General features: G+C 68.6%; 21 protein-coding genes. 12 read left to right on the top strand and 9 right to left on the bottom strand.

What is annotated here, in order from left to right:
- Positions 1–67: 67 nt before the first annotated feature.
- Positions 68–859: an alpha/beta hydrolase gene (locus ASE48_RS09035; protein ID WP_057166737.1), complete on the top strand. Its 792-nt coding sequence runs from the start codon at positions 68–70 to the stop codon at positions 857–859.
- 2 nt (positions 860–861) lie between these two features.
- Positions 862–1158 (top strand): MGMT family protein, encoded by a 297-nt coding sequence (locus ASE48_RS09030; RefSeq protein WP_057166736.1) that lies wholly within the window; start codon positions 862–864, stop codon positions 1156–1158.
- A gap of 77 nt (positions 1159–1235) precedes the next feature.
- On the opposite strand, the gene ASE48_RS09025 is transcribed toward ASE48_RS09030, so the two are convergent.
- The 3 genes from ASE48_RS09025 to ASE48_RS09015 all read right to left on the bottom strand — a co-directional run bounded on the left by ASE48_RS09025 (position 1236) and on the right by ASE48_RS09015 (position 4413).
- Positions 1236–2090, bottom strand: coding sequence for a TIGR02569 family protein (locus ASE48_RS09025; protein ID WP_057166735.1), 855 nt, complete (start codon positions 2088–2090; stop codon positions 1236–1238).
- A gap of 37 nt (positions 2091–2127) precedes the next feature.
- Positions 2128–3303, bottom strand: coding sequence for an adenylyltransferase/sulfurtransferase MoeZ (gene moeZ, locus ASE48_RS09020; RefSeq protein ID WP_057166734.1), 1176 nt, complete (start codon positions 3301–3303; stop codon positions 2128–2130).
- Positions 3304–3411: 108 nt separating this feature from the next.
- Positions 3412–4413, bottom strand: a complete 1002-nt coding sequence (locus ASE48_RS09015; protein WP_057166801.1) for a DUF3152 domain-containing protein — start codon at positions 4411–4413, stop codon at positions 3412–3414.
- A 344-nt stretch (positions 4414–4757) separates the two neighbouring features.
- Here ASE48_RS09015 and ASE48_RS09010 point away from each other — a divergent pair, with 344 nt between their 5' ends.
- Positions 4758–5417: a TetR/AcrR family transcriptional regulator gene (locus ASE48_RS09010; protein ID WP_057166733.1), complete on the top strand. Its 660-nt coding sequence runs from the start codon at positions 4758–4760 to the stop codon at positions 5415–5417.
- A gap of 19 nt (positions 5418–5436) precedes the next feature.
- On the opposite strand, the gene ASE48_RS09005 is transcribed toward ASE48_RS09010, so the two are convergent.
- Entirely contained in the window at positions 5437–5685 is a 249-nt protein-coding gene (locus ASE48_RS09005; protein ID WP_057166732.1) for a DUF3107 domain-containing protein, read from the bottom strand.
- A 212-nt stretch (positions 5686–5897) separates the two neighbouring features.
- Between ASE48_RS09005 and ASE48_RS09000 the strand changes: the two genes are divergently transcribed.
- Positions 5898–6782, top strand: coding sequence for a hypothetical protein (locus tag ASE48_RS09000; RefSeq protein WP_057166731.1), 885 nt, complete (start codon positions 5898–5900; stop codon positions 6780–6782).
- Positions 6783–6786: 4 nt separating this feature from the next.
- Here ASE48_RS09000 and ASE48_RS08995 read toward each other — a convergent pair whose 3' ends face one another.
- A complete protein-coding gene (locus ASE48_RS08995; protein ID WP_082614078.1) occupies positions 6787–7503 on the bottom strand; it encodes a ferritin-like fold-containing protein in 717 nt (238 codons plus the stop codon).
- A 295-nt stretch (positions 7504–7798) separates the two neighbouring features.
- Here ASE48_RS08995 and ASE48_RS08990 point away from each other — a divergent pair, with 295 nt between their 5' ends.
- Positions 7799–9367: a DEAD/DEAH box helicase gene (locus ASE48_RS08990; RefSeq protein WP_082614077.1), complete on the top strand. Its 1569-nt coding sequence runs from the start codon at positions 7799–7801 to the stop codon at positions 9365–9367.
- A complete protein-coding gene (locus ASE48_RS08985) occupies positions 9368–10585 on the top strand; it encodes an Rv3212 family protein (protein ID WP_057166730.1) in 1218 nt (405 codons plus the stop codon). It abuts the gene before it with no gap.
- 4 nt (positions 10586–10589) lie between these two features.
- On the opposite strand, the gene ASE48_RS08980 is transcribed toward ASE48_RS08985, so the two are convergent.
- A complete protein-coding gene (locus ASE48_RS08980) occupies positions 10590–11414 on the bottom strand; it encodes a ParA family protein (RefSeq protein ID WP_082614076.1) in 825 nt (274 codons plus the stop codon).
- A gap of 57 nt (positions 11415–11471) precedes the next feature.
- Between ASE48_RS08980 and ASE48_RS33385 the strand changes: the two genes are divergently transcribed.
- Genes ASE48_RS33385 through ASE48_RS08965 form a run of 3 tightly spaced genes read left to right on the top strand, consistent with a single transcriptional unit; the run spans position 11472 to position 13656 of the window.
- Positions 11472–12086 (top strand): acid phosphatase, encoded by a 615-nt coding sequence (locus tag ASE48_RS33385; RefSeq protein WP_057166728.1) that lies wholly within the window; start codon positions 11472–11474, stop codon positions 12084–12086.
- Positions 12083–13174 carry an isochorismate synthase gene (locus ASE48_RS08970; protein WP_057166727.1) on the top strand — a complete coding sequence of 364 codons (1092 nt, stop codon included), beginning with the start codon at positions 12083–12085 and terminating at the stop codon, positions 13172–13174. Before ASE48_RS33385 ends, ASE48_RS08970 begins: the two co-directional genes overlap by 4 nt.
- Positions 13171–13656, top strand: a complete 486-nt coding sequence (locus ASE48_RS08965) for a GNAT family N-acetyltransferase (RefSeq protein WP_057166726.1) — start codon at positions 13171–13173, stop codon at positions 13654–13656. The genes ASE48_RS08970 and ASE48_RS08965 overlap by 4 nt, the downstream gene beginning before the upstream one ends.
- Here the strand turns inward: ASE48_RS08965 and ASE48_RS08960 are convergent.
- Genes ASE48_RS08960 through ASE48_RS08950 form a run of 3 tightly spaced genes read right to left on the bottom strand, consistent with a single transcriptional unit; the run spans position 13653 to position 16236 of the window.
- A complete protein-coding gene (locus tag ASE48_RS08960; protein ID WP_057166725.1) occupies positions 13653–14033 on the bottom strand; it encodes a hypothetical protein in 381 nt (126 codons plus the stop codon). The genes ASE48_RS08965 and ASE48_RS08960 overlap by 4 nt on opposite strands.
- Positions 14030–14470 (bottom strand): type II 3-dehydroquinate dehydratase, encoded by a 441-nt coding sequence (gene aroQ / locus ASE48_RS08955; protein ID WP_057166724.1) that lies wholly within the window; start codon positions 14468–14470, stop codon positions 14030–14032. The genes ASE48_RS08960 and aroQ overlap by 4 nt, the downstream gene beginning before the upstream one ends.
- 20 nt (positions 14471–14490) lie before the next feature.
- Entirely contained in the window at positions 14491–16236 is a 1746-nt protein-coding gene (locus ASE48_RS08950; RefSeq protein WP_057166723.1) for a bifunctional sugar phosphate isomerase/epimerase/4-hydroxyphenylpyruvate dioxygenase family protein, read from the bottom strand.
- A 65-nt stretch (positions 16237–16301) separates the two neighbouring features.
- On the opposite strand from ASE48_RS08950, the gene ASE48_RS08945 reads away from it, so the two are divergent.
- From ASE48_RS08945 to ASE48_RS08935, 3 genes are all read left to right on the top strand, one after another.
- The gene (locus ASE48_RS08945) at positions 16302–16946 is read left to right on the top strand and encodes a TetR/AcrR family transcriptional regulator (RefSeq protein ID WP_057166722.1); all 645 of its coding nucleotides are present in this window, start codon (positions 16302–16304) and stop codon (positions 16944–16946) included.
- 146 nt (positions 16947–17092) lie between these two features.
- Positions 17093–17953 carry a shikimate dehydrogenase gene (locus ASE48_RS08940; protein WP_057166721.1) on the top strand — a complete coding sequence of 287 codons (861 nt, stop codon included), beginning with the start codon at positions 17093–17095 and terminating at the stop codon, positions 17951–17953.
- Between the two features lie 63 nt (positions 17954–18016).
- Positions 18017–19357, top strand: coding sequence for an MFS transporter (locus tag ASE48_RS08935; protein ID WP_057166720.1), 1341 nt, complete (start codon positions 18017–18019; stop codon positions 19355–19357).

Below are 19357 nucleotides of genomic sequence, written 5' to 3'. Positions count from 1 at the left end.
AAGTCGCACTGACCAGCGCAGACGGCCCGGCAGGCACCCACTGTCCGGTGGCACCTACGATCGAGGCGTGACCGATCGCCTGCACACCTACCGCTACGGACCGTCCCGGCCGGCCCAGATCCTGGGCGTGCACGGGCTCACCGGGCACGGCCGGCGCTGGGAAACGCTGTCCAATGAGTATCTGCCCGAGTTCTCGGTGCTGGCACCGGATCTGATCGGGCACGGCCGGTCCACCTGGGCGGCGCCGTGGACGGTGGAGGCCAACGTGGCGGCGCTGGCCGCCCTGCTGGACGCCGAGGGCGGCGGGCCGGTCCTGGTGGCCGGGCATTCGTTCGGCGGCGCGGTGGCGCTCAGCCTCGCCGCGACCCGGCCCGATCTGGTTTCCTCGCTGGTGTTGCTGGATCCGGCGGTCGCGCTGGACGGCGCCTGGATGGCCGAGATCGCCGACGCGATGCTGTCCTCCCCCGATTATCCCGACCGCGAGGAGGCCACCGCCGACAAGCTGTCCGGGTCGTGGGCCGAGGTGGCCGCCACGTTCCCCGAGGAGTTGACCCGTGAACTGGACGAGCACCTGATCGAGTTGCCCAACGGGCGCGTGGGCTGGCGGATCAGCGTCCCGGCGGCGATGTCCTACTGGAGCGAGCTGACCCGGCCGATCCCGTTGCCGCGCAGCGGAACACCGACCACGCTGATGCTGGCCACCCGCACCACTCCCCCGTATGCGACCGACACCCTGATCGGCACCCTGCGCGACGCGCTCGGTGACAGTTTCACGGTGGCCGAGGTGGACTGCGACCACATGGTGGCCCAGGCTTTGCCCGCTGAGACCGCAGCGATCATCCGCGGGCACCTGGCCTGAGCGTGGCGCCGATCACCGAGGATCAGGTCGAGGTGGTGCGGGCGCTCGTGGCCCGGATCCCGGCCGGGCGGGTGAGTACCTACGGCGATCTCGCTGAGGAGGCCGGGTTGTCCAGCCCACGCATCGTGGCGTGGATCATGCGCACCGATTCCTCGGATCTGCCGTGGCACCGGGTGATTCGGGCCTCCGGATGGCCGGCGCCGCACCTGGCCACCCGGCAGCTGGAGCGGTTACGCGCCGAGGGGGTGCTGGCCGTCGACGGCCGGGTGCCGCTGCGCGAGTACCGCCACGCGTTCTAGGCGCGAGCAGACACAAATGGTGCCAAAATAGGCGCCTTTACGGGCCATTTGCGTCTGCTCGCCGAAAGAAGGCGAGCCTAGAGCGCGAGCCGGACCAGGGCCGCGGTGCGGGCCAGACCCGGGAACGCCGACGCCGTCGACCGTGGATGCAGCGCATGCACGGCAAGCCGGAACATCAAGGCACGCAACAGCATCTGCGACCACTCCGGCAGCGGATTCCATCGTTCGACCAGGCCGTCATCGGCCTCGCCCCAGGCGAGCGCGTCGACGACCACCACGCCGGCCGCCCAGGAGGCAGGCCGCCAGTACGGGGTGATATCGGTGATGCCCGGCGCCGCGGTGCCGGCGAAAAGCACTGTGCCGTACAGATCTCCGTGCACCAGCTGGCTCGGGCTGCGGGTCGGCTTGCGCAGCGCGGCGAGCTGGTTGATCAGCTCCACGGACTTCTGGCCGTCGGCCGAGCCGGGCGCCAGCCGCGCGCCCTGGGGTAGCCCGTGCAGGGGTCGGTCCTCCCAGGCGGCGCGGTCGGCGGCGATGAACACGTCGACATCCGACCAGGGCGCCACCGGGGGCTGGGTCAGGAAGCGCGGACGCTCCAGTTTCGCGGTCGCCTCGTGCAACCGGACCGCGGCGGAGACCACTTCGTCGTGCCGGGGTTCGGGGGTGCCGGCCACGAAGGTGTCGGCACGCCAGCCGGCGACCACGTAGCGCCCGTCGGTGGAGCGCACCGGGCGGGCGAGCCGGATACCGTCGGCGAACAGCGTCTCGCGGACCTTGGCCGACCAGGCGGCGCGCGCGTGGTCGGCGACCATCGACAGCACGACCTCGCCGCAGCGCCAGCCGCCCTCCCAGCTGGAACCCAGCGGAACCGGCGACAGGCCGGCCAGACCAAACGCCGCCATCACATGGTCGGGTGGCAGATCGTCAGACACGCACGTCAGCCTAAGCGGTGCGTCGGTCGACACGGTGTCAGTACATGACCATGTCGGGCTCGAGTTGTTTCGCCCATGCCACGATGCCGCCCTGCAGGTGCAGGGCATCGGAGAAGCCGGCCTTCTTGAGCACGGCGAGCATCTCGGCCGAGCGCACCCCGGTCTTGCAGTAGAGCACCGCGGTCTTGTCCTGCGGGACGGTCGCCAGGCCTTCGCCGGCCTCGATCACCGATTTGGGGATCAACTTGGCGCCCTCGATGTGGTTGATCTCCCACTCCACGGGTTCGCGGACGTCGATCAGCGCCACCGGCTTGCCGGAATCGAGCAGCTCACGCAGCTCCTTCGGGGTCACGGTCGCGCCCGCAGAAGCCTGCGCGGCTTCGTCGGAGACCACACCGCAGAAAGCCTCGTAGTCGATCAGTTCGGTGATCTTCGGGGTGGACGGGTCCTTGCGGATCTTGATGGTCCGGTAGGTCATGTCCAGCGCGTCGTAGACCATCAGCCGGCCCAACAGGGGGTCGCCGATGCCGGTGAGCAGCTTGATGGCCTCGGTGCCCATCACCGACGCGATCGAGGCGCACAGGATGCCGAGCACACCGCCCTCGGCGCAGGAGGGCACCATTCCCGGCGGCGGCGGCTCGGGGTAGAGGTCGCGGTAGTTCAGGCCGAGCCCGTCGGGGGCGTCCTCCCAGAACACCGACACCTGGCCCTCGAAGCGGTAAATGGAGCCCCAGACGTAGGGCTTGCCTGCGAGCACCGCGGCATCGTTGACCAGGTAGCGGGTGGCGAAGTTGTCGGTGCCGTCCAGGATCAGGTCGTACTGCTCGAAGATCTCGACGGCGTTCTCGGGCTCCAGCCGCACCTCGTGCAGCACCACGTTGACCAGCGGGTTGACCTCGAGCACGGAATCGCGGGCGCTCTGCGCCTTGGACCGGCCGATATCGGACTGGCCGTGGATGATCTGGCGCTGCAGGTTGGACTCGTCGACGACGTCGAATTCGACGATGCCGATGGTCCCGACGCCGGCGGCAGCCAGGTACAGCAGGGTCGGCGAGCCGAGCCCGCCGGCACCGATGACCAGCACCTTGGCGTTCTTCAGGCGCTTCTGACCGTCCACGCCCATGTCCGGGATGATCAGGTGCCGGCTGTAGCGGGCGACCTCTTCGCGGGTCAGTTCAGCGGCTGGCTCCACCAGCGGTGGCAACGACGTCACCGTGTGCTCCTCGAATCGACGACGATTTCCTGGGCCAATCAGACCAGGCACACGTACTCAACAGCAATTCAGGGCATTACGTTCCCAGTGTGCGCCGAGCTGAGGGTTTCAGGCGATGGGATACGGCCACGGATTGAAACGGCACGTCAGGTTGTCGGCCTTGACCGAGTCCGGGTCGAACCGGGCACCGTCGTTGTTACTCGTCGAGAACGTCTGCTGCATCATGATCGGCGCCAGCGCCCCGTTCTCCGGGCACGGCTCGTGCTGGCGGTAACCGATGGCATGGCCGACCTCGTGGTTGACCACGTACTGCCGGTAGGAGCCGATGTCACCCTGGAACGAGGTGGCGCCGCGCACCCACCTGGCCTCGTTGATGAACACCCGGGCCTGGTCCCCCAGATAGGCGGGGTTGAAGCAGGACGCTTCCAGCGGGATGTCGTAGCCGCAGCCCTCCCGGATGGTCAGCGGTGAGGTCAGCGACACCCGGAAATCCGGCGGGCCCTCGCTGTCGTTGTCCACGCGCAGGAACGCGAACTGGGCGTTGTGGGTCCAGCTCTTCGGGTTGGCCAGGGTCTCGCTGACCATCCGGGCGAATCCTTCGTCACCGCCGAAGGATGCGGTGTCCAGACCGTCCTCGACCTCGACGGTGTAGGTGAACGTCTTCTCGGTGCCCTGACCGATCTTGGGTGAGGTGCCCGGCACGATGTGCCAGGTCTTCGCGCCGGCCTGGGTGAACGGGCCGCCGCCGGGCAGGATGCCGGTCGGCAGGTTGGCGTCGAATTCGGTCAGCCCTTTCGGCGGTGCGCCGACGATCGCGGTGCTGGGGGCGTCGATGGTGGGCGGGCCCTGCACGGGTCCCTCGGCGTTGACCGGGGTGGGAGCCGTGCCGGTGCCGGTCACCGTTTGGTACAGGACGACGCAGGTGACGACGGCGAGGATGGGCAGCGCATAGGCCCGCCAGCCGTAGGTCGAGACGAAGCGGCCCAGCCAGGTCTGCTTGCGCCATTGCTGGTGCTCGTCGCGGTTGGCCCGGGGGCGACCCTGATCATCGGCCAGCGGGTCGCGCTGGGCCCGCAACGGCTCACGCTGGTCATCGCGCCGCACGGGCACGCGGTCCGGGTCGGTGCGCTGGCTGCGCTCCTGGCCGCGGTACCGGACGCCTTGGTCGTTGTACCGGGCGCCCTGATCGTTGTACCGGTCACCGGAGTCCCCGGTGAACCGGTTTCCCGGGTCGCTTCTGCCCTGCCCTGCCCGGGCACGGTCGCCGACGCGACGCCCCGGGTCGTAGGTCACCGAACCAGGATGGCACAGCCGCGCCACCGACACGGGCACCGACACCGGGCGCTCCCCCAGCGTGCGGTAGTAATGTCGTGTCGATCGGCAGGTTCACCCGTCGATGACGCGCACACCAGCGCACGAGCGTGAGCAGCACAATTTGTGAAATTGAGGACGTAATGAGCGATCTCGCCAACGCCGCCGGAGCGCGGGGCGCCAAGGCGGGCACCGGCGGCAACCGGCGCGGCAACCGTCTGCCCCGCGACGAACGACGCGGCCAACTGCTTATTGCTGCCAGCGAGGTCTTCGTCGACCGCGGCTACCACGCCGCCGGTATGGATGAGATCGCCGACCGGGCCGGTGTCAGCAAGCCCGTGCTGTACCAACACTTTTCGTCAAAGCTGGAGTTGTACCTCGCGGTCCTGCAGCGCCATGTCGACAACCTGGTCTCCGGTGTGCGCCAGGCGCTGCGCACCACCACGGACAACCGGCAGCGACTGCGCGCGGCGGTGCAGGCGTTCTTCGAGTTCGTCGAGCACGACAGCCAGGGCTACCGGCTGATCTTCGAGAACGACTACGTCACCGAGCCACAGGTGGCCGCTCAGGTGAAGGTCGCCACCGAGTCGTGCACCGACGCGGTGTTCGACCTCATCAGCCGGGATTCCGGACTGGAAGCCCACCGCGCCCGGATGATCGCGGTGGGGCTGGTGTCCACCAGCGTCGACTGCGCGCGTTACTGGCTGGACAACGACCGGCCGATCTCCAAGGACGCGGCGGTCGAGGGCACGGTGCAGTTCGCCTGGGGCGGTCTGTCACACGTGCCGCTGACCCGGTCCTGAGGACCGGGCCAGCTGAGCACTAGCTGGTCTTGATGGCCTCTGCGCCGACCCCGAAGCCGACCTTGCGGCTGTCGGCCGCTCCGATCTCGACGTAGGCGATCCTCGCCGACGGCACCAGGTAGCGGCGCCCCTTCTCGTCGGTCAGCGCGAGCACGGCCGTCGCGTCACCCAGTGACTTGACGATCGCTTGTTCCACCTCGTCGGGTGTCTGCGCGGTGCTGATGATCAGCTCTCGCGGGCTGTCGGTGACCCCGATCTTGATGTCCACGCTGCGGGCCTTTCGGTTGGTTGGCGATGCTTCGTCAAAGGCTAGTGGACGCACTCCGGATCGCGCCGCCGTGGTCGTTGCGCCGTGAGCGAAGCACCCTGATCAGACCGAGTCCGGACCGTGACCGGACCGCGACCGCGTCAACATCATCTGTCACATCTGTCCCATTAACATCGGTGGAGTACGTGCCGAAACTATCTGGGAAATAGGTTATGAGCAGGCAATATGCGCCATATTCGAGCACTCGCGACCGCTCTTCGGGCAACGGCTACCAGTCAGCCGCACCGACCGACCCGGAAGCCGATCAGCAGACCGAGTACCGCAGCGACCGTGAGCGCCGCCGGGCCGCCCGGCGAGGCGCCGGCTACGGACGCGTCCCGCGTGCGACGTACGCCAACTACGACACCTACGACCCCGCTTACGACGAGGTCGCCTATGACGACGAGATCGACACCGACTACACCGAGTACGAGTTCCCGGCCGATTACCACGAGCCGCTGGACCGTCGCTGGATCTGGGTGGCCGGCGTCGCGGGCGTCATCCTGATGGTCGCGGTCATCTGCACCGGCATCATCCTCGGTGGCGGCGACAGCGGCACCGTCTCCGCGGGCGCCACCACGTCCGCGGACGCCGAACCCAGCGCGCAGCCCTCGGCGACCGTCGCCCCCAGCGCCACCGCCCCGGCACCGGCGGTCCCGGCGCTACCGCCCGAGACCGTCACCACGGTCACCCCGAGCGCCACCGCCGCTCCCGTCCCGGAGCCGATCCCGACCGCTCCGGCACCCGTCGTGGTCCCCGAGGCGCCGGTGGCCGATCCGGCGCTGGCCGCGCGCACCGTGACCTATCACGTGACCGGCAACCGGCAGCTGATCGATCTGATCACCGTCATCTACACCGACCAGCAGGGCGCGTTGCAGACCGACGTCAACGTGGCGCTGCCGTGGGTGAAGACCGTCACCCTCGATCCGGGGGTGTCGCTGACATCGGTGACGGCGACCAGCGTCGGCGGCCAACTCAACTGCTCGATCGTCGACGGCAGCGGCGCCGCCGTGGCGGTTCAGGCCAACAACACGATGATCACGACCTGCACCCGGTAGCCGGTCAGGCCAGGCCGAGTTCCTGCATGCGGCTGGTGTGGGTGCGCTGCAGCTGATCGAAGAACTCCGAGAGCTGGGCGAGCCCCTCGCTGCTGCTGATCACCAGGTCGACCAGTTCGTCGTGATCGGCGAGCACGAACTGGGCCTGGGTGATGGCCTCACCGAGCAGTCGCCGCGACCACAGCGCCAGTCGGTGACGCTGCCGGTCGCTGGCGGTGACCGCGGCCCGTACCTCGGACACCACGAACTGCGAGTGCCCGGTCTCAGCCAGCACCGAGCGCACCACGTCGGAGGCCTCTGGCGGCAGCGCGTCGGCGATCTGCAGATAGAAATCGGCTGCCAGCGCATCACCGATATAGGTCTTGACCAACGCTTCCAGCCAGGTGCTCGGGGTGGTCAAGCGGTGGTAGTTCTCCAGTGCGGGCGCGAACTTCGTCATCGCCCGCACCGTGTCGACCCCGCGGGCGGCCAACGCCTCGTGCAGCACTTCGTAGTGGCGCATCTCGGCGGCGGCCATGCTGGCCATGTTGATCCGGCCGGACAGATTCGGCGCCATCCGGGCCTCTTCGGTCAGCCGGTAGAAGGCGGCCACCTCGCCGTACGCGAGGAGGGCGAACAGTTCGGTGACACCGGGCTGATCGACCGACACGCCCGGCGTCCGAGTCTCGCCGGCGGGGACGACAGGCTGCGTGGACGACGTCTGCGGCGTCGGTGAAATCATGGCCCAACTCTAGTCTCCGGCCCATCTGGCGCTCGGGTAGCGGGTTGACCAGCTATCATGGAAGTCAGGTAGTGGCGTTTCGAGCTCCATCTGCGACTTTTTACGACCAGCCGCTGCCTGAGAAATGTGCGTGCACGTGGTTTGGCCCGCCCTCGATTGGCAGGGCCCGACGGAGCGGTATCCCCCGTCTACCTGGGTATACCCGCCTTTTACTCGTCATCGTCGTGCGCGCGTGGACGCGACGAGGATTGACACCGAAAGGCTGACGGCAGCGAAAGCTACGCCGACCACAAATATGACTTCACCTGACCTGACTGCACCCGAAACACCCGAACTGACCGCACCCGAGACCAAGCCGGCAATCTCGTTCGCCGAGCTGGGCGTCCGCGAGGAGATCGTCCGGGCCCTCGCCGAGACCGGCAAGGAACACGCCTTCGCCATCCAGGAGCTGACCCTGCCGCTCGCGCTGGCCGGCGATGACCTGATCGGGCAGGCCCGCACCGGTATGGGCAAGACCCTCGCCTTCGGCGTACCGCTGCTGCACCGGATCACCACCGACGGTGGCCGCCCGCTCAACGGCACCCCGCGCGCCCTCATCGTGGTGCCCACCCGCGAGCTCTGCCTGCAGGTCTACAGCGACCTGGAGCTGGCCTCCAAGTACCTGCGCGCCGACGACGTGGAAGGCCACGCGGACCGCAAGTTCGTCGTGACCTCCATCTACGGCGGGCGCCCCTACGAGCCCCAGATCGAGGCGCTGCGCAAGGGCGTCGACGTCGTCGTCGGCACCCCGGGCCGGTTGCTCGACCTGGCGCAGCAGGGACACCTGCAGCTGGGCAGCCTGTCGGTGCTGGTGCTCGACGAGGCCGACGAGATGCTCGATCTGGGCTTCCTGCCCGATATCGAGCGGATCCTGCGGCTGACCCCCGATGACCGGCAGTCGATGCTGTTCTCGGCGACCATGCCGGGCCCGATCATCACGCTGGCGCGCACCTTCATGAACCAGCCCACCCATATCCGGGCCGAGGCTCCGCAGTCCTCGCAGACCCACGACACCACCGAGCAGTTCGCCTACCGCGCCCACGCGCTGGACAAGGTGGAGATGGTCGGCCGGATCCTGCAGGCCGAGGGCCGCGGCGCCACCATGATCTTCACCCGCACCAAGCGCACCGCGCAGAAGGTCGCCGACGAGCTCGCCGAGCGCGGCTTCAAGGTCGGCGCCGTGCACGGTGACCTCGGCCAGATCGCACGCGAGAAGGCGCTCAAGGCTTTCCGCACCGGTGAGGTCGACGTGCTGGTCGCCACCGACGTCGCTGCCCGCGGTATCGACATCGACGACATCACCCACGTCATCAACTACCAGATCCCCGAGGACGAGCAGGCCTACGTGCACCGCATCGGCCGGACCGGGCGTGCGGGCAAGACCGGTATCGCGGTCACCCTCGTCGACTGGGATGAGCTGCCGCGCTGGACGATGATCGACAAGGCGCTGGGCCTGAACAATCCCGATCCCGTCGAAACCTATTCCAGCTCACCGCATCTGTACACCGAGCTGAAGATCCCGGCCGACGTGACCGGTTCCCTGACAGCCGCGCCGCGCAAGTCCAAGCCCCGCACCGAAGGGGAGCGCACCGAACGCGTCGAGCGCACCGAACGCCCGGCCCGCAACCGCAACCGCACCCGGCAGCGCACCCGCGCCGGCCAGCCCGCGACCGGCCATCCGGAGGGTGAGGCTGCGCCCGCACCGCAGGACGGCACCGAAGGTCCGGCCAATGATGCGGGCTCGGAGTCCGAGGGTGCCGACGCGCCGGCCAAGCGCCGCCGCCGCCGTCGTCCGCGCAAGACCAGCACTCCTGCCGCCGGCTAAGTGGTTCAACCGGAACGCCGCACGCGCGGCGATCTGATCGCGGCCGCGGCCATCGTCCTGGTCGTCGCCGTGGCCGCGGCACTGATCTGGTGGACCAGCGATGCCCGCGCCACCATCAGCACGCCGGCCGCCGAGCCGGTGCCGACCCTCACGCCGGCGACCCAGGTGCCGACCAGTCTCAGGCAACTGTGGTCGGCACCGAGCGCCAAGACCACGATGCCCCTGGTGGTGGCAGGTGCGCTGGTGACCGGTGACGGAGACGGCGTCATCGGCCGTGATCCGGTCTCCGGCAACGAATTGTGGCGCTATGCCCGCGATCTCGAGCTGTGCGGGGTGACCTCGGTGTACCAGTACGCCGTGGCGGTCTACCCGGATGCACGGGGCTGCGGGCAGGCAAGCACCATCGACGCCGGGACCGGCAAGCGCGGCCCGGCTCGCACCGCCTACGCCGATCGTGAGGTGCAGTTGTCCTCGGACGGCAGCACGGTGCTCTCGGCCGGCGACAGCCGCCTGGAACTGTGGCGCTCGGACATGGTCCGCATGCTCGGTTGGGGCACCCTCGACGCCCGCGTGAAACCCGATGTGCCGCAGTCACCGCTGTGCCGGCTGGTGTCGGCGGCGGCAAGTTCGGCCGCGGTGTCGGTGCTCGAGTCCTGCCCGGAACAGACCGAGATGCGCCTGACCCTGCTGCGCCCGTCCGACGAAGAAGACACCCCCGAGGTCAAATACGAGCAGCAGCCCGGTGTGTCATCCGATGCCGACGCCCGGGTGATCGCGGTCTCGGACACCACCACCGCGGTGTACCTTCCGACGCCGAAGCCGGTGGTCAACATCGTCGACGACACCGGTACGGTCACCGCCAGCACACTGCTGGACCGGGCGCCGTCGGCGGCGGCCACGATGTCGCGGGCCGGTGACCTGATCACCTGGTGGACCGGCGATTCGGTGCTGGTCTTCGAAGCGGCAGGGCTGCGCTACAAGTACACCGTCGCGCCCGCACCGGGCGGTGCGCCGACCGGCCCGGGCACCATGATGGCCGGCGAACTGCTGATCCCGGTCACCGACGGCTACGACGTGTTCAACGCCGAAACCGGCACCGGGGTAAGGCATATCGACCTGGAGCGCCCACCGGCGGATACGGCCGTCGTGCCGGCCGCGGCCGGTTCCACGCTGATCGAACAGCGCGGAGACACCGTGGTCGCGCTGGGATCACCCTGAACTCCTAGACCTCCGGAGTGAAAGTCGCCAGCGCCTTGCCGGATTTCCAGTGCTTGAGCAGCGACTCGGCCAGTTCCCGATAGGCGACCGCGCCCTTGTTCTTGCGGCCCGCCAGCACCGACGATCCGGAGGCGCTGGCCTCGGCGAACCGCACGGTGCGCGGAATCGGCGGCGCGAGCACCGGCAGCTGATAACGATCGGCCACGTCGAACAGCACGTCGCGGCTGTGCGTGGTGCGCGCGTCGTAGAGGGTGGGCAGTGCACCGAGCATCTTGAGATCGGGGTTGGTGATCTGCTGGACGTCGTTCACGGTCCGCAGGAACTGCCCGACACCGCGATGCGCCAGCGTCTCGCACTGCAGCGGCACGATCACCTCGTCGGCGGCGGTCAGGCCATTGAGCGTCAGTACACCCAGCGACGGCGGGCAGTCGATCACCACCACGTCGAAAGCCTCGTCCGATGTCGCCGCTCCCGCGGCTCCGACGCCAAGCTTCGACAGCGCGCGCTTGAGCGCATACTCGCGCCCGGCCCGCATCAGCAGCATCGCCTCCGCGCCGGCCAGGTCGATATTGGCCGGCAACAGCGTCATGCCCTCGGGCGTCTCGACGAGCGCCGTGTCCGGTTCGACGTCGCCGAGCAGCACTTCGTGGATCGACACCGCAAGTGTGTCCGGGTCGTGGCCAAGCGAAAACGTCAGGGAACCCTGCGGATCGAGATCGACGAGCAGTACCCGCCGGCCCTTTTCCGCCATCGCCGCACCGATCGACGCCACCGTCGTCGTCTTGGCGACCCCACCCTTTTGATTGGCGACCGCTAATACTCGCGTCACAGCACCATCCAAGCACGGATGCGGCGGTTGGCTGCTCCGTGCGGCAGAATCGCACCTGTGAGCGTCCACCAGCATCGGCTGATCTTGCTGCGCCATGGCGAAACCGAGTGGTCGCGCAGTGGCAGGCACACCGGACGCACCGACATCGAACTCCTCGACATCGGCCGCGAACAGGCCAAGCTGGCCGCCGAGGTCATCGGCGACCTGCAATTGCGCAACCCGCTGGTGGTCAGCAGCCCCCGACAGCGCGCACAGGTGACCGCCGAACTCGCCGGATTGACCGTCGATGAGGTCTCACCCCTGCTGGCCGAATGGGATTACGGCGACTACGAGGGCCTGACCACCCCCGAGATCCGCGAAACGGTTCCGGGCTGGACGGTGTGGACGCACGAATCCCCCGGCGGCGAGACGGCCATCCAGGTGTCCGACCGCGCCGACGCCGCCATCGCCCTGGCCTTGGAACACATGCAGTCCCGGGACGTCGTGTTCGTCGGCCACGGCCATTTCTCCCGGTCGGTGCTGAGCCGGTGGGTCGAGCTGCCCCTCTCCGAAGGGGTGCGGTTCTCGATGGCCGCCGCCTCGATCGCGGTGTGCGGATTCGAGAAGGGCATCCGTCAGATCAGCGCGCTCGGGCTGACCGGGCACACCAACCCGTGCCTACCGCCGGCGTGACCCCAACCTTTGTCCTGTCCGGACCGTCGGGCACCCTGGTGGCCGACGGCAGCCGCGCCGGTTTCTCCGAGGTGGCCGCGGCTCAGCACGCGCTGCGCACGGGTGCCGCGCCGATCATCATGGGCGCGTTGCCTTTTGACCTCGACGGCCCCGCCGCCCTGCACGTGCCCGGCACCGTGCAGCAGACCGGCGGATTGCCGGAGTGGCCGGACACTCCCGCACCGGCGATCCACACCCGCGACACCCTGCCGCCGGGCCCCGTGCACCGGGAACGGGTGGCCGAGGCCGTGCGCCGCCTGCGCGCGCCGGACTCGCCGCTGCAGAAGGTGGTGCTGGCGCGCGCGTTGCGACTGGCCGCCGACACCCCGTGGGATGCCCGCTCGGTGCTGCGACGGCTGGCCGGTGCCGATCCCGCGGCCACGGTCTACCTGGCCGACCTGTCCCCCGCCGGGCCCGAGTATCTGGGACAGTTCCTCGTGGGCGCCAGTCCGGAACTGCTCGTGGCCCGCGACGGTGACACGGTCGTCTGTCAGCCGTTCGCCGGTTCCGCGCCGCGCTCGGCGGACCCCGACGCCGACGCGCGCAATGCGGCGGCGCTGGCGGCGTCCGGCAAGAACCGGCATGAGCACGCGCTCGTCGTCGACGTGATGCGTTCGGCCCTGGAACCACTGTGCGTCGATCTGGAGATCGCCGCGGAACCGGAACTGCACGGCACCGATGCGCTGTGGCATCTGAGCACCCCGATCCGCGGCCGGTTGCGGTCGGCGGACACCACCGCCCTGGATCTGGCGCTCGCGCTGCACCCGACACCGGCGGTGGGCGGGGTGCCCACCGACCTGGCCGCGGAGTTGATCACCGAGTTGGAGGGCGACCGCGGCTTCTACGCCGGCGCCGTCGGCTGGTGCGATGAGCGCGGCGACGGCCGCTGGGTCGTGTCGATCCGGTGCGCGGTGCTGGCCGCGGACCGACTCAGCGCACTCGCCCATGCCGGCGGCGGCATCGTCGCCGAATCCGACCCCGATGACGAGGTCGACGAGACCACCACGAAATTCCGCACGATCCTGACAGGGCTGGGGGCACCCACATGACCGAAGTGATCCGCCGCGCACGACCGGGCGACGAGGCCGAGATCGTCGCCATGATCCGCGAGCTCGCCGAGTTCGAACACGCCGCCGATGAATGCGTGGTGACCGAAACATCGCTGCACAACGCTCTTTTCAACGATCAGCCGACGGCACACGCCCATATTGTCGAGATCGACGGCCGGGCCGCGGCAACGGCGGTGTGGTTCCTGAACTTCTCCACCTGGGACGGGGTGTCCGGGATCTACCTCGAGGACCTTTACGTGCGGCCGGATTTCCGCCGCCGCGGTCTGGCCCGGAAGTTGTTGTCCACGTTGGCCGCCGAGTGCGAAACCCACGGCTACACGCGACTGAGCTGGGCGGTGCTGAACTGGAACGTCAATGCCATCGCGCTGTATGACGCCGTCGGCGGGAAACCGCAGACCGAATGGACCACCTACCGGGTGTCGGGGCCGGAACTCACCGCACTGGCCGGCGAAACGGGTTAGTCCCGGCCCGCCATCCACTGCACCGCCGACGGGCTGAACAACATGCCCAGCGCGGTCAGCGCCAGCAGACCGACCAGGATGCCGTAGACCACATGATGACTGGTGATGACGTACCAGGCGATCGGCAGCAGCAGCAGGTTGGTGGGCACCGCGATGCCGCGGCCCCAGCGCCGGGCAGTGATCAGCGCCCAGCCACCGGCCAGCACGCCGCCGCCGATCAGCAGGAACCAGACCGCGGTGCCGTAGCCGTTGACGATCTGCTGATCGGCACCGGCGAAGGCCCGGACCAGCAGCACCACGGCCATGACGAGCGCGGCCACGCCTTCGGCCGCCACCAGTAACCCCACATAGCGGACGATCGGCGGCTGCAGGTTCACGACAGTTTGGCGGCGAAGTAGCGCACCGCGTACTCGTAGCCGGCGGGCCCGGCACCGGCGATCACGACGTCGGCCACCTCCGACACGAACGAGTGCCGGCGGTATTCCTCACGCGCGTGCACATTGCTCAAATGCACTTCGACGACCGGCAATTCGACCGATCGCAGGGCATCGGCGATGGCGATCGAGGTGTGGCTGTAGGCGCCGGGGTTGATGATGATGCCGACACAATCGCCGCGCGCGGCGTGGATCGCGTCGATGAGCGCGCCCTCGTGGTTGCTCTGGGTGGCGCGCACCTCGAACCCGGATCCGGCGGCCTGGGCGGCGACATCGGACTCGATCTCGGCCAGCGTGGTGGCGCCGTAGACCTCAGGCTGGCGGGTGCCGAGCAGATTGAGGTTCGGCCCGTTGACGAGGAGCAGGCGGGGTTGGGTCACGCAAATACGGTACCGATGCACTAGCGCTGGGCGGCAAGGCGCACCGGCGCGTTATCGGTGCCGTAGCCGTCGTACCCGCCGATACGCTGCACGAACTCGAAGAACACCGTGCCGACCGTGCGGGTGTAGAAGTGGATGAACTCGCCCCGCGGGCTGCGGTCGTAGAGCAGGTTGAGCGCCTTCAGTTCGGCAACCCGCTCATCGGGCAGCCCGAACCGCCCGGACAGGTAGTCGTAGTAGTTGTCGGGCACCGGCAGGAAGGGCAGGCCGTTGCCCGCGGCGGCGCGGGCCAGTGCGATGACGTCATCGCAGGCAAAGGCGACGTGCTGGGGCAAGCCTGCGCCGTCCAGGATGTGCGGGGCGACATTGAGCGGCAGCCGCACCGACAGGTCCGCGTTGTGCATGACCTGGCTGCGGATCAGTCCGGTGGGGCCGGGCACCTCGGCGGGCGCCCCGGCGGACAGACCGAACACGCTGGTCAGGAACAGCACCGCGTCGTCGGCGGTCTGCCAGGGCTGGGTCAGGTTGACGTGATCGATCGCCATGGCCCGGCCGTCGTCGGCGAGGCCGCCCTCGAATTCGTCGACCCACCGGGGGGCCGCCGTCCAGAAAAACTCCGTGCCGTCGGGGGCCACTGCGGCGCCCAGCGGTTGCTCGGCAGCGTAGGTCCGGCGGTAGGCCACCGGCGCCATCAGTTCGGCGGCGCGCTGCGAGGTGGCCGCGGCGTCCGGTACCTGCAGACCGACCGCGGCGACGTGCGGCACCTGATCGCGGGCCTGCTGTTCGTTGAGCACCACCCGGGCATCACCGGCGGACCACAGCGACACCGGCTTGGTGCGGTGCTTGCCGCGCGGCGTGAAGCCCAGCTGGCCCAGCAGTACCTCGACCTCGCTGGTGTCCTCGGCCTTGATCTCGACGAAGTCGAAGCCGGTCGGCGGCTTGGCATCGGTGAGCGTGTGCAGCACCTGATCGCCCAGCCAGCGCAGCGAGCGCAGTGCGTGGACCGCGGTGTGGCCCGGATCGGTCTGGCGGAAGGTGTCGTTGAAGACCTCCAGCGACCACGGCCCGTCGTACCCGGCGGCCAGGGTGTGTCGTACGAAGGCGGCCAGATCGAAGCTGCCCTCCCCGGGGAACAGCCGGTGGTGCCTGCTCCAGGACAGCACGTCCATGGACAGTGCCGGGGCATCGGCGAGCTGCAGGTAGAAGATCTTCTCACCGGTGATCTGTTCGATCGCCGACGGATCGTGCCCGCGCGAGAGCACGTGGAAACTGTCAAGGCAGACACCGACATTCGGGTGATCGGCGATCTCGACGATGCGCCAGGCGCGGCGATAGTCATCGATATAGCGGCCCCACGCCAACGCCTCGAATGCGATCCGGATGCCGCGGGCCCGCGCGATGTCACCGATGCGGCGCAGCTGGTCTGCGGAGACCTCATCGGAGTCGATGGTCGCGGTGGCGACATTGCTGCACACCAGCACGGTGTCGATACCGAGGCGCTCGGCGGTGGCGAAGGTGGCATCGGCGCGCCGCAAGTTGTCGGCGAAGGTGGTCTCGTCGACGCCTTCGAGGTCACGCAACGGCTGGTACAGGTCCAGGCGCAGCCCCAGCCGGTGGGCCAGGTGCCGGATCTCTTCGGGTGAATGGACGCTGGCGATCAGGTCGGGTTCGAAGATCTCGACGCCGTCGAATCCGGCCGCGGCGCACGCGTGCAGCTTCTCGACCAGCGAGCCCGACAGTGACACGGTGGCGATCGAAGTCTTCATGCCCAATTAATGTACTAGTTAGTTCATTGCCTGGGAAGGGGTCGGCCCCAGTAAGCTCTGCCCCCATGGCCGCCAAGCCCAAAGCCGAACTGCAGCGCGATGCCGAGCGCACGCGGGCGGAACTGCTCGCGGTGGCCACCGAGGTCTTCGCCGAATCCGGCTATTCCGGTGCGCGGGTGGACGAGATCGCCGAGCGGACCCGCACCACCAAGCGGATGATCTACTACTACTTCGGCAGCAAGGAACAGCTGTATCTGGCCGTCCTGGAGAACGCGTACCGCGGCATCCGCCAGGCCGAGCAGAAGCTGCGCGTCGACCACGACAACCCGGTCGTGGCGATCCGCCGGCTGGCCGAGGTCACCTTCGATCACCACATCGCCCACGACGCGTTCATCCGGCTGGTGTCCATCGAGAACATCCACCGTGGTGAGTTCATTCAGCAGCTGCGCGAACTGCCCGACCTGTCCCGGCCGGCCACCTCGCTGCTCGATGAGATCCTGCGCGACGGGCGCGCGACCGGCGTCTTCCGCGATGACGTCGTGGCCCTCGACGTGCACGTGGTGATCAGCTCCTACTGCGTGTTCCAGGTGGCCAATCGCTTCACCTTCGGATACCTGTTCGACGTGGACTTCACCGAGACGTCGCAGCGCGCCCACCTACGCCGGATGCTCGGCGACATGGTGGTCGGCTGGCTCACCACCCAGCCCTGACGCGGCCACCGCACCGCACACCAGCCGGCTCACCGGCCCGAACCCAGGTCAGAGACCCAGTTCACATTCGCCCCTTGACGCGACCCGCGACACAGTGCTCTACTTTGCGTACGTACCAGTTAGTACATTAAGGGAGCAGGACGCAGATGAACCATCCGCAGCCATACTTGGTAGGGCTCATCGGCAACGGCATCGGTCCGTCGCTGACGCCCGCGCTGCACATGGCCGAGGGCCGCGCCCAGGGCCTCGACTACGTCTACCGCACCCTGGACCTGGGCACGCTGGGCCTGGCGCCCGAACAGGTCGGCGAGATCCTCACCTGGGCCCGCACCCTGGGCTACAACGGCCTCAACATCACCCACCCGTGCAAGCAGCTGGTGCTCCCCCACCTCGACGACATCGACGAGGTGGCCGCCACGCTCGGCGCGGTCAACACCGTCGTCTTCGACGGTGCCCGCGCCATCGGCTACAACACCGACACCACCGGGTTCGCCCACGGTGTCACGGAGGCCTTGCCGGGCGCGGCACTGGACACCGTGGTGCTGATCGGCGCCGGCGGAGCAGGCACGGCGGTCGCCGACGCGCTGTTGCGCCTCGGGGTCGGGCACCTGAGCATCGTCGACCTGGATATCGACCGCGCGACCGCACTCGCGCACGAACTCGGCGGCCGGCACCCGCTGGCCCGTGTCGACGCCTCGTCCTTCGACAAACTCTCGGTGCTGCTGCCCGGCGCCGACGGCGTCGTGCACGCCACCCCGACCGGGATGGCCGAACACCCCGGCATCGCCTTCGACGCCGCGCTGCTGCACCCGGGGCTGTGGGTCGCCGACATCGTCTACCGACCGCTGGACACCGCGCTGCTGCAGGCCGCGCGCGCGGCCGGGTGCCGCACCCTCGACGGCGGCCACATGGCCGTCTACCAAGCCGTCGACGCCTTCGCACTGATCACCGGCATCACCCCCGATGCCGCCCGCATGTCCACCCATTTCCGCAATCTCGTCGCCTGAGACCAACCCGCCCGCCTGACCTGATCCCCACCCACCCGCCAGATCCGTTCAAAGGAGACCCGGATGACCACCACCGAAGCGCAGCCTCCGGAATCAACACCGATCCGCACGCCACGCAAGGCCGCACTGGCCAGCTTCATGGGAAGTGCCGTGGAGTACTACGACTTCTTCCTGTTCGGCTCGGCCGCCGCACTGATCTTCCCGCACGTCTTCTTCCCGTCGAATGACGAAGCCGCCCTGGTGATGTCGTTCGCCACCTTCGGCTTCGCCTACGTGGCCCGCCCCGTCGGCGCCGTCATCCTCGGTCACTTCGGTGACCGCATCGGCCGCCAGCGCGTCCTGATGTTCACCCTGGTCCTGATGGGCATCTCCACCTTCCTGATCGGCTGCCTGCCAGGCTTCGACACCATCGGGTGGGCCGCACCCGGGTTGCTGGTGCTGTGCCGGCTGTTGCAGGGACTTTCGGCCGCGGGTGAGCAGGCCGGCGCCAGTTCGCTGACGTTGGAGCACTCCCCGGACAACCAGCGGGCCTTCTACACATCGTGGACGCTGACCGGCACCCAGGGCGGCCTCATCCTGGCCTCACTGGTGATGATCCCCTTCATGGCGCTACCCGATGAAGCCAAGTACAGCTGGGGCTGGCGTGTCCCGTTCTGGCTGTCGGCCGTCGTCGTGGTGGTCGCCTACTTCATCCGTCGCCAGCTGCACGAGACCCCGCAGTTCACCGAGGCCAAGAAGGCCGGCACGATCGCCCGGATGCCGCTCATCCCGTTGCTGCGCAACCACTGGCGCGATGTGGTGCGGGTCATCCTCTGCGCCTTCATCGCCGCGGTGTCAACGGTTTTCGGAAACCTGGCCCTCGCCTACGGCAAAGCGGTCGGCCTGGAAGCCGACCTCACCCTGTGGCTCGTCGTGGTCGCCAACGTCGGTGCGCTGATCACCCAGCCGTTCTTCGGCAGGCTCGCCGACCGCATCGGCCGAAAGCCGGTGTTCATCTACGGCGCCCTGTCCTCGGCGGCACTGATGCCCTTCTACATGCTCTCGATGAGCCAGGGCAACCATCTGCTGACCTTCGCCCTGGCGGTCGCCACCTTCTCGTGCGGTTACGCCGCCGCCAACGCGGTCTGGCCCTCGTTCTACGGTGAGATGTTCTCCACCCAGGTGCGGTTCTCGGGCCTGGCCATCGGCACCCAATTGGGCTTCCTGGTAGCAGGTTTCGCGCCGTCGATCGTCACCGCACTGGGTGGGGTCCGCGAGGGTGGCTGGGTGGTCATCAGCATCTTCACCGCGGTGGTGTGCCTGATCGCCGCGGGGTCGGCCCTGACCGCCCGCGAAACCCGGGACGTGCCCACCGAACAGCTGGGTCATCGCGTGCTACCCGAGGGCCAACTCGTCAAGCACTGA

The organism is Mycobacterium sp. Root265, from assembly GCF_001428895.1.
GTDB lineage: Bacteria > Actinomycetota > Actinomycetes > Mycobacteriales > Mycobacteriaceae > Mycobacterium.
The sequence above is the reverse complement of the archived record's forward strand: the minus strand, read 5'-3'. Positions and strand labels throughout refer to the sequence as shown.

Coding starts and splice junctions, on each gene's coding strand:
- ASE48_RS08935 (WP_057166720.1), top strand. CDS start 18,017: ATGACCACCACCGAAGCGCAGCCTCCGGAATCAACACCGATCCGCACG.
- ASE48_RS08945 (WP_057166722.1), top strand. CDS start 16,302: ATGGCCGCCAAGCCCAAAGCCGAACTGCAGCGCGATGCCGAGCGCACG.
- ASE48_RS08965 (WP_057166726.1), top strand. CDS start 13,171: ATGACCGAAGTGATCCGCCGCGCACGACCGGGCGACGAGGCCGAGATC.
- ASE48_RS08940 (WP_057166721.1), top strand. CDS start 17,093: ATGAACCATCCGCAGCCATACTTGGTAGGGCTCATCGGCAACGGCATC.
- ASE48_RS08995 (WP_082614078.1), bottom strand. CDS start 7,503: ATGATTTCACCGACGCCGCAGACGTCGTCCACGCAGCCTGTCGTCCCC.
- ASE48_RS09010 (WP_057166733.1), top strand. CDS start 4,758: ATGAGCGATCTCGCCAACGCCGCCGGAGCGCGGGGCGCCAAGGCGGGC.
- ASE48_RS08950 (WP_057166723.1), bottom strand. CDS start 16,236: ATGAAGACTTCGATCGCCACCGTGTCACTGTCGGGCTCGCTGGTCGAG.
- ASE48_RS09000 (WP_057166731.1), top strand. CDS start 5,898: ATGAGCAGGCAATATGCGCCATATTCGAGCACTCGCGACCGCTCTTCG.
- ASE48_RS08990 (WP_082614077.1), top strand. CDS start 7,799: ATGACTTCACCTGACCTGACTGCACCCGAAACACCCGAACTGACCGCA.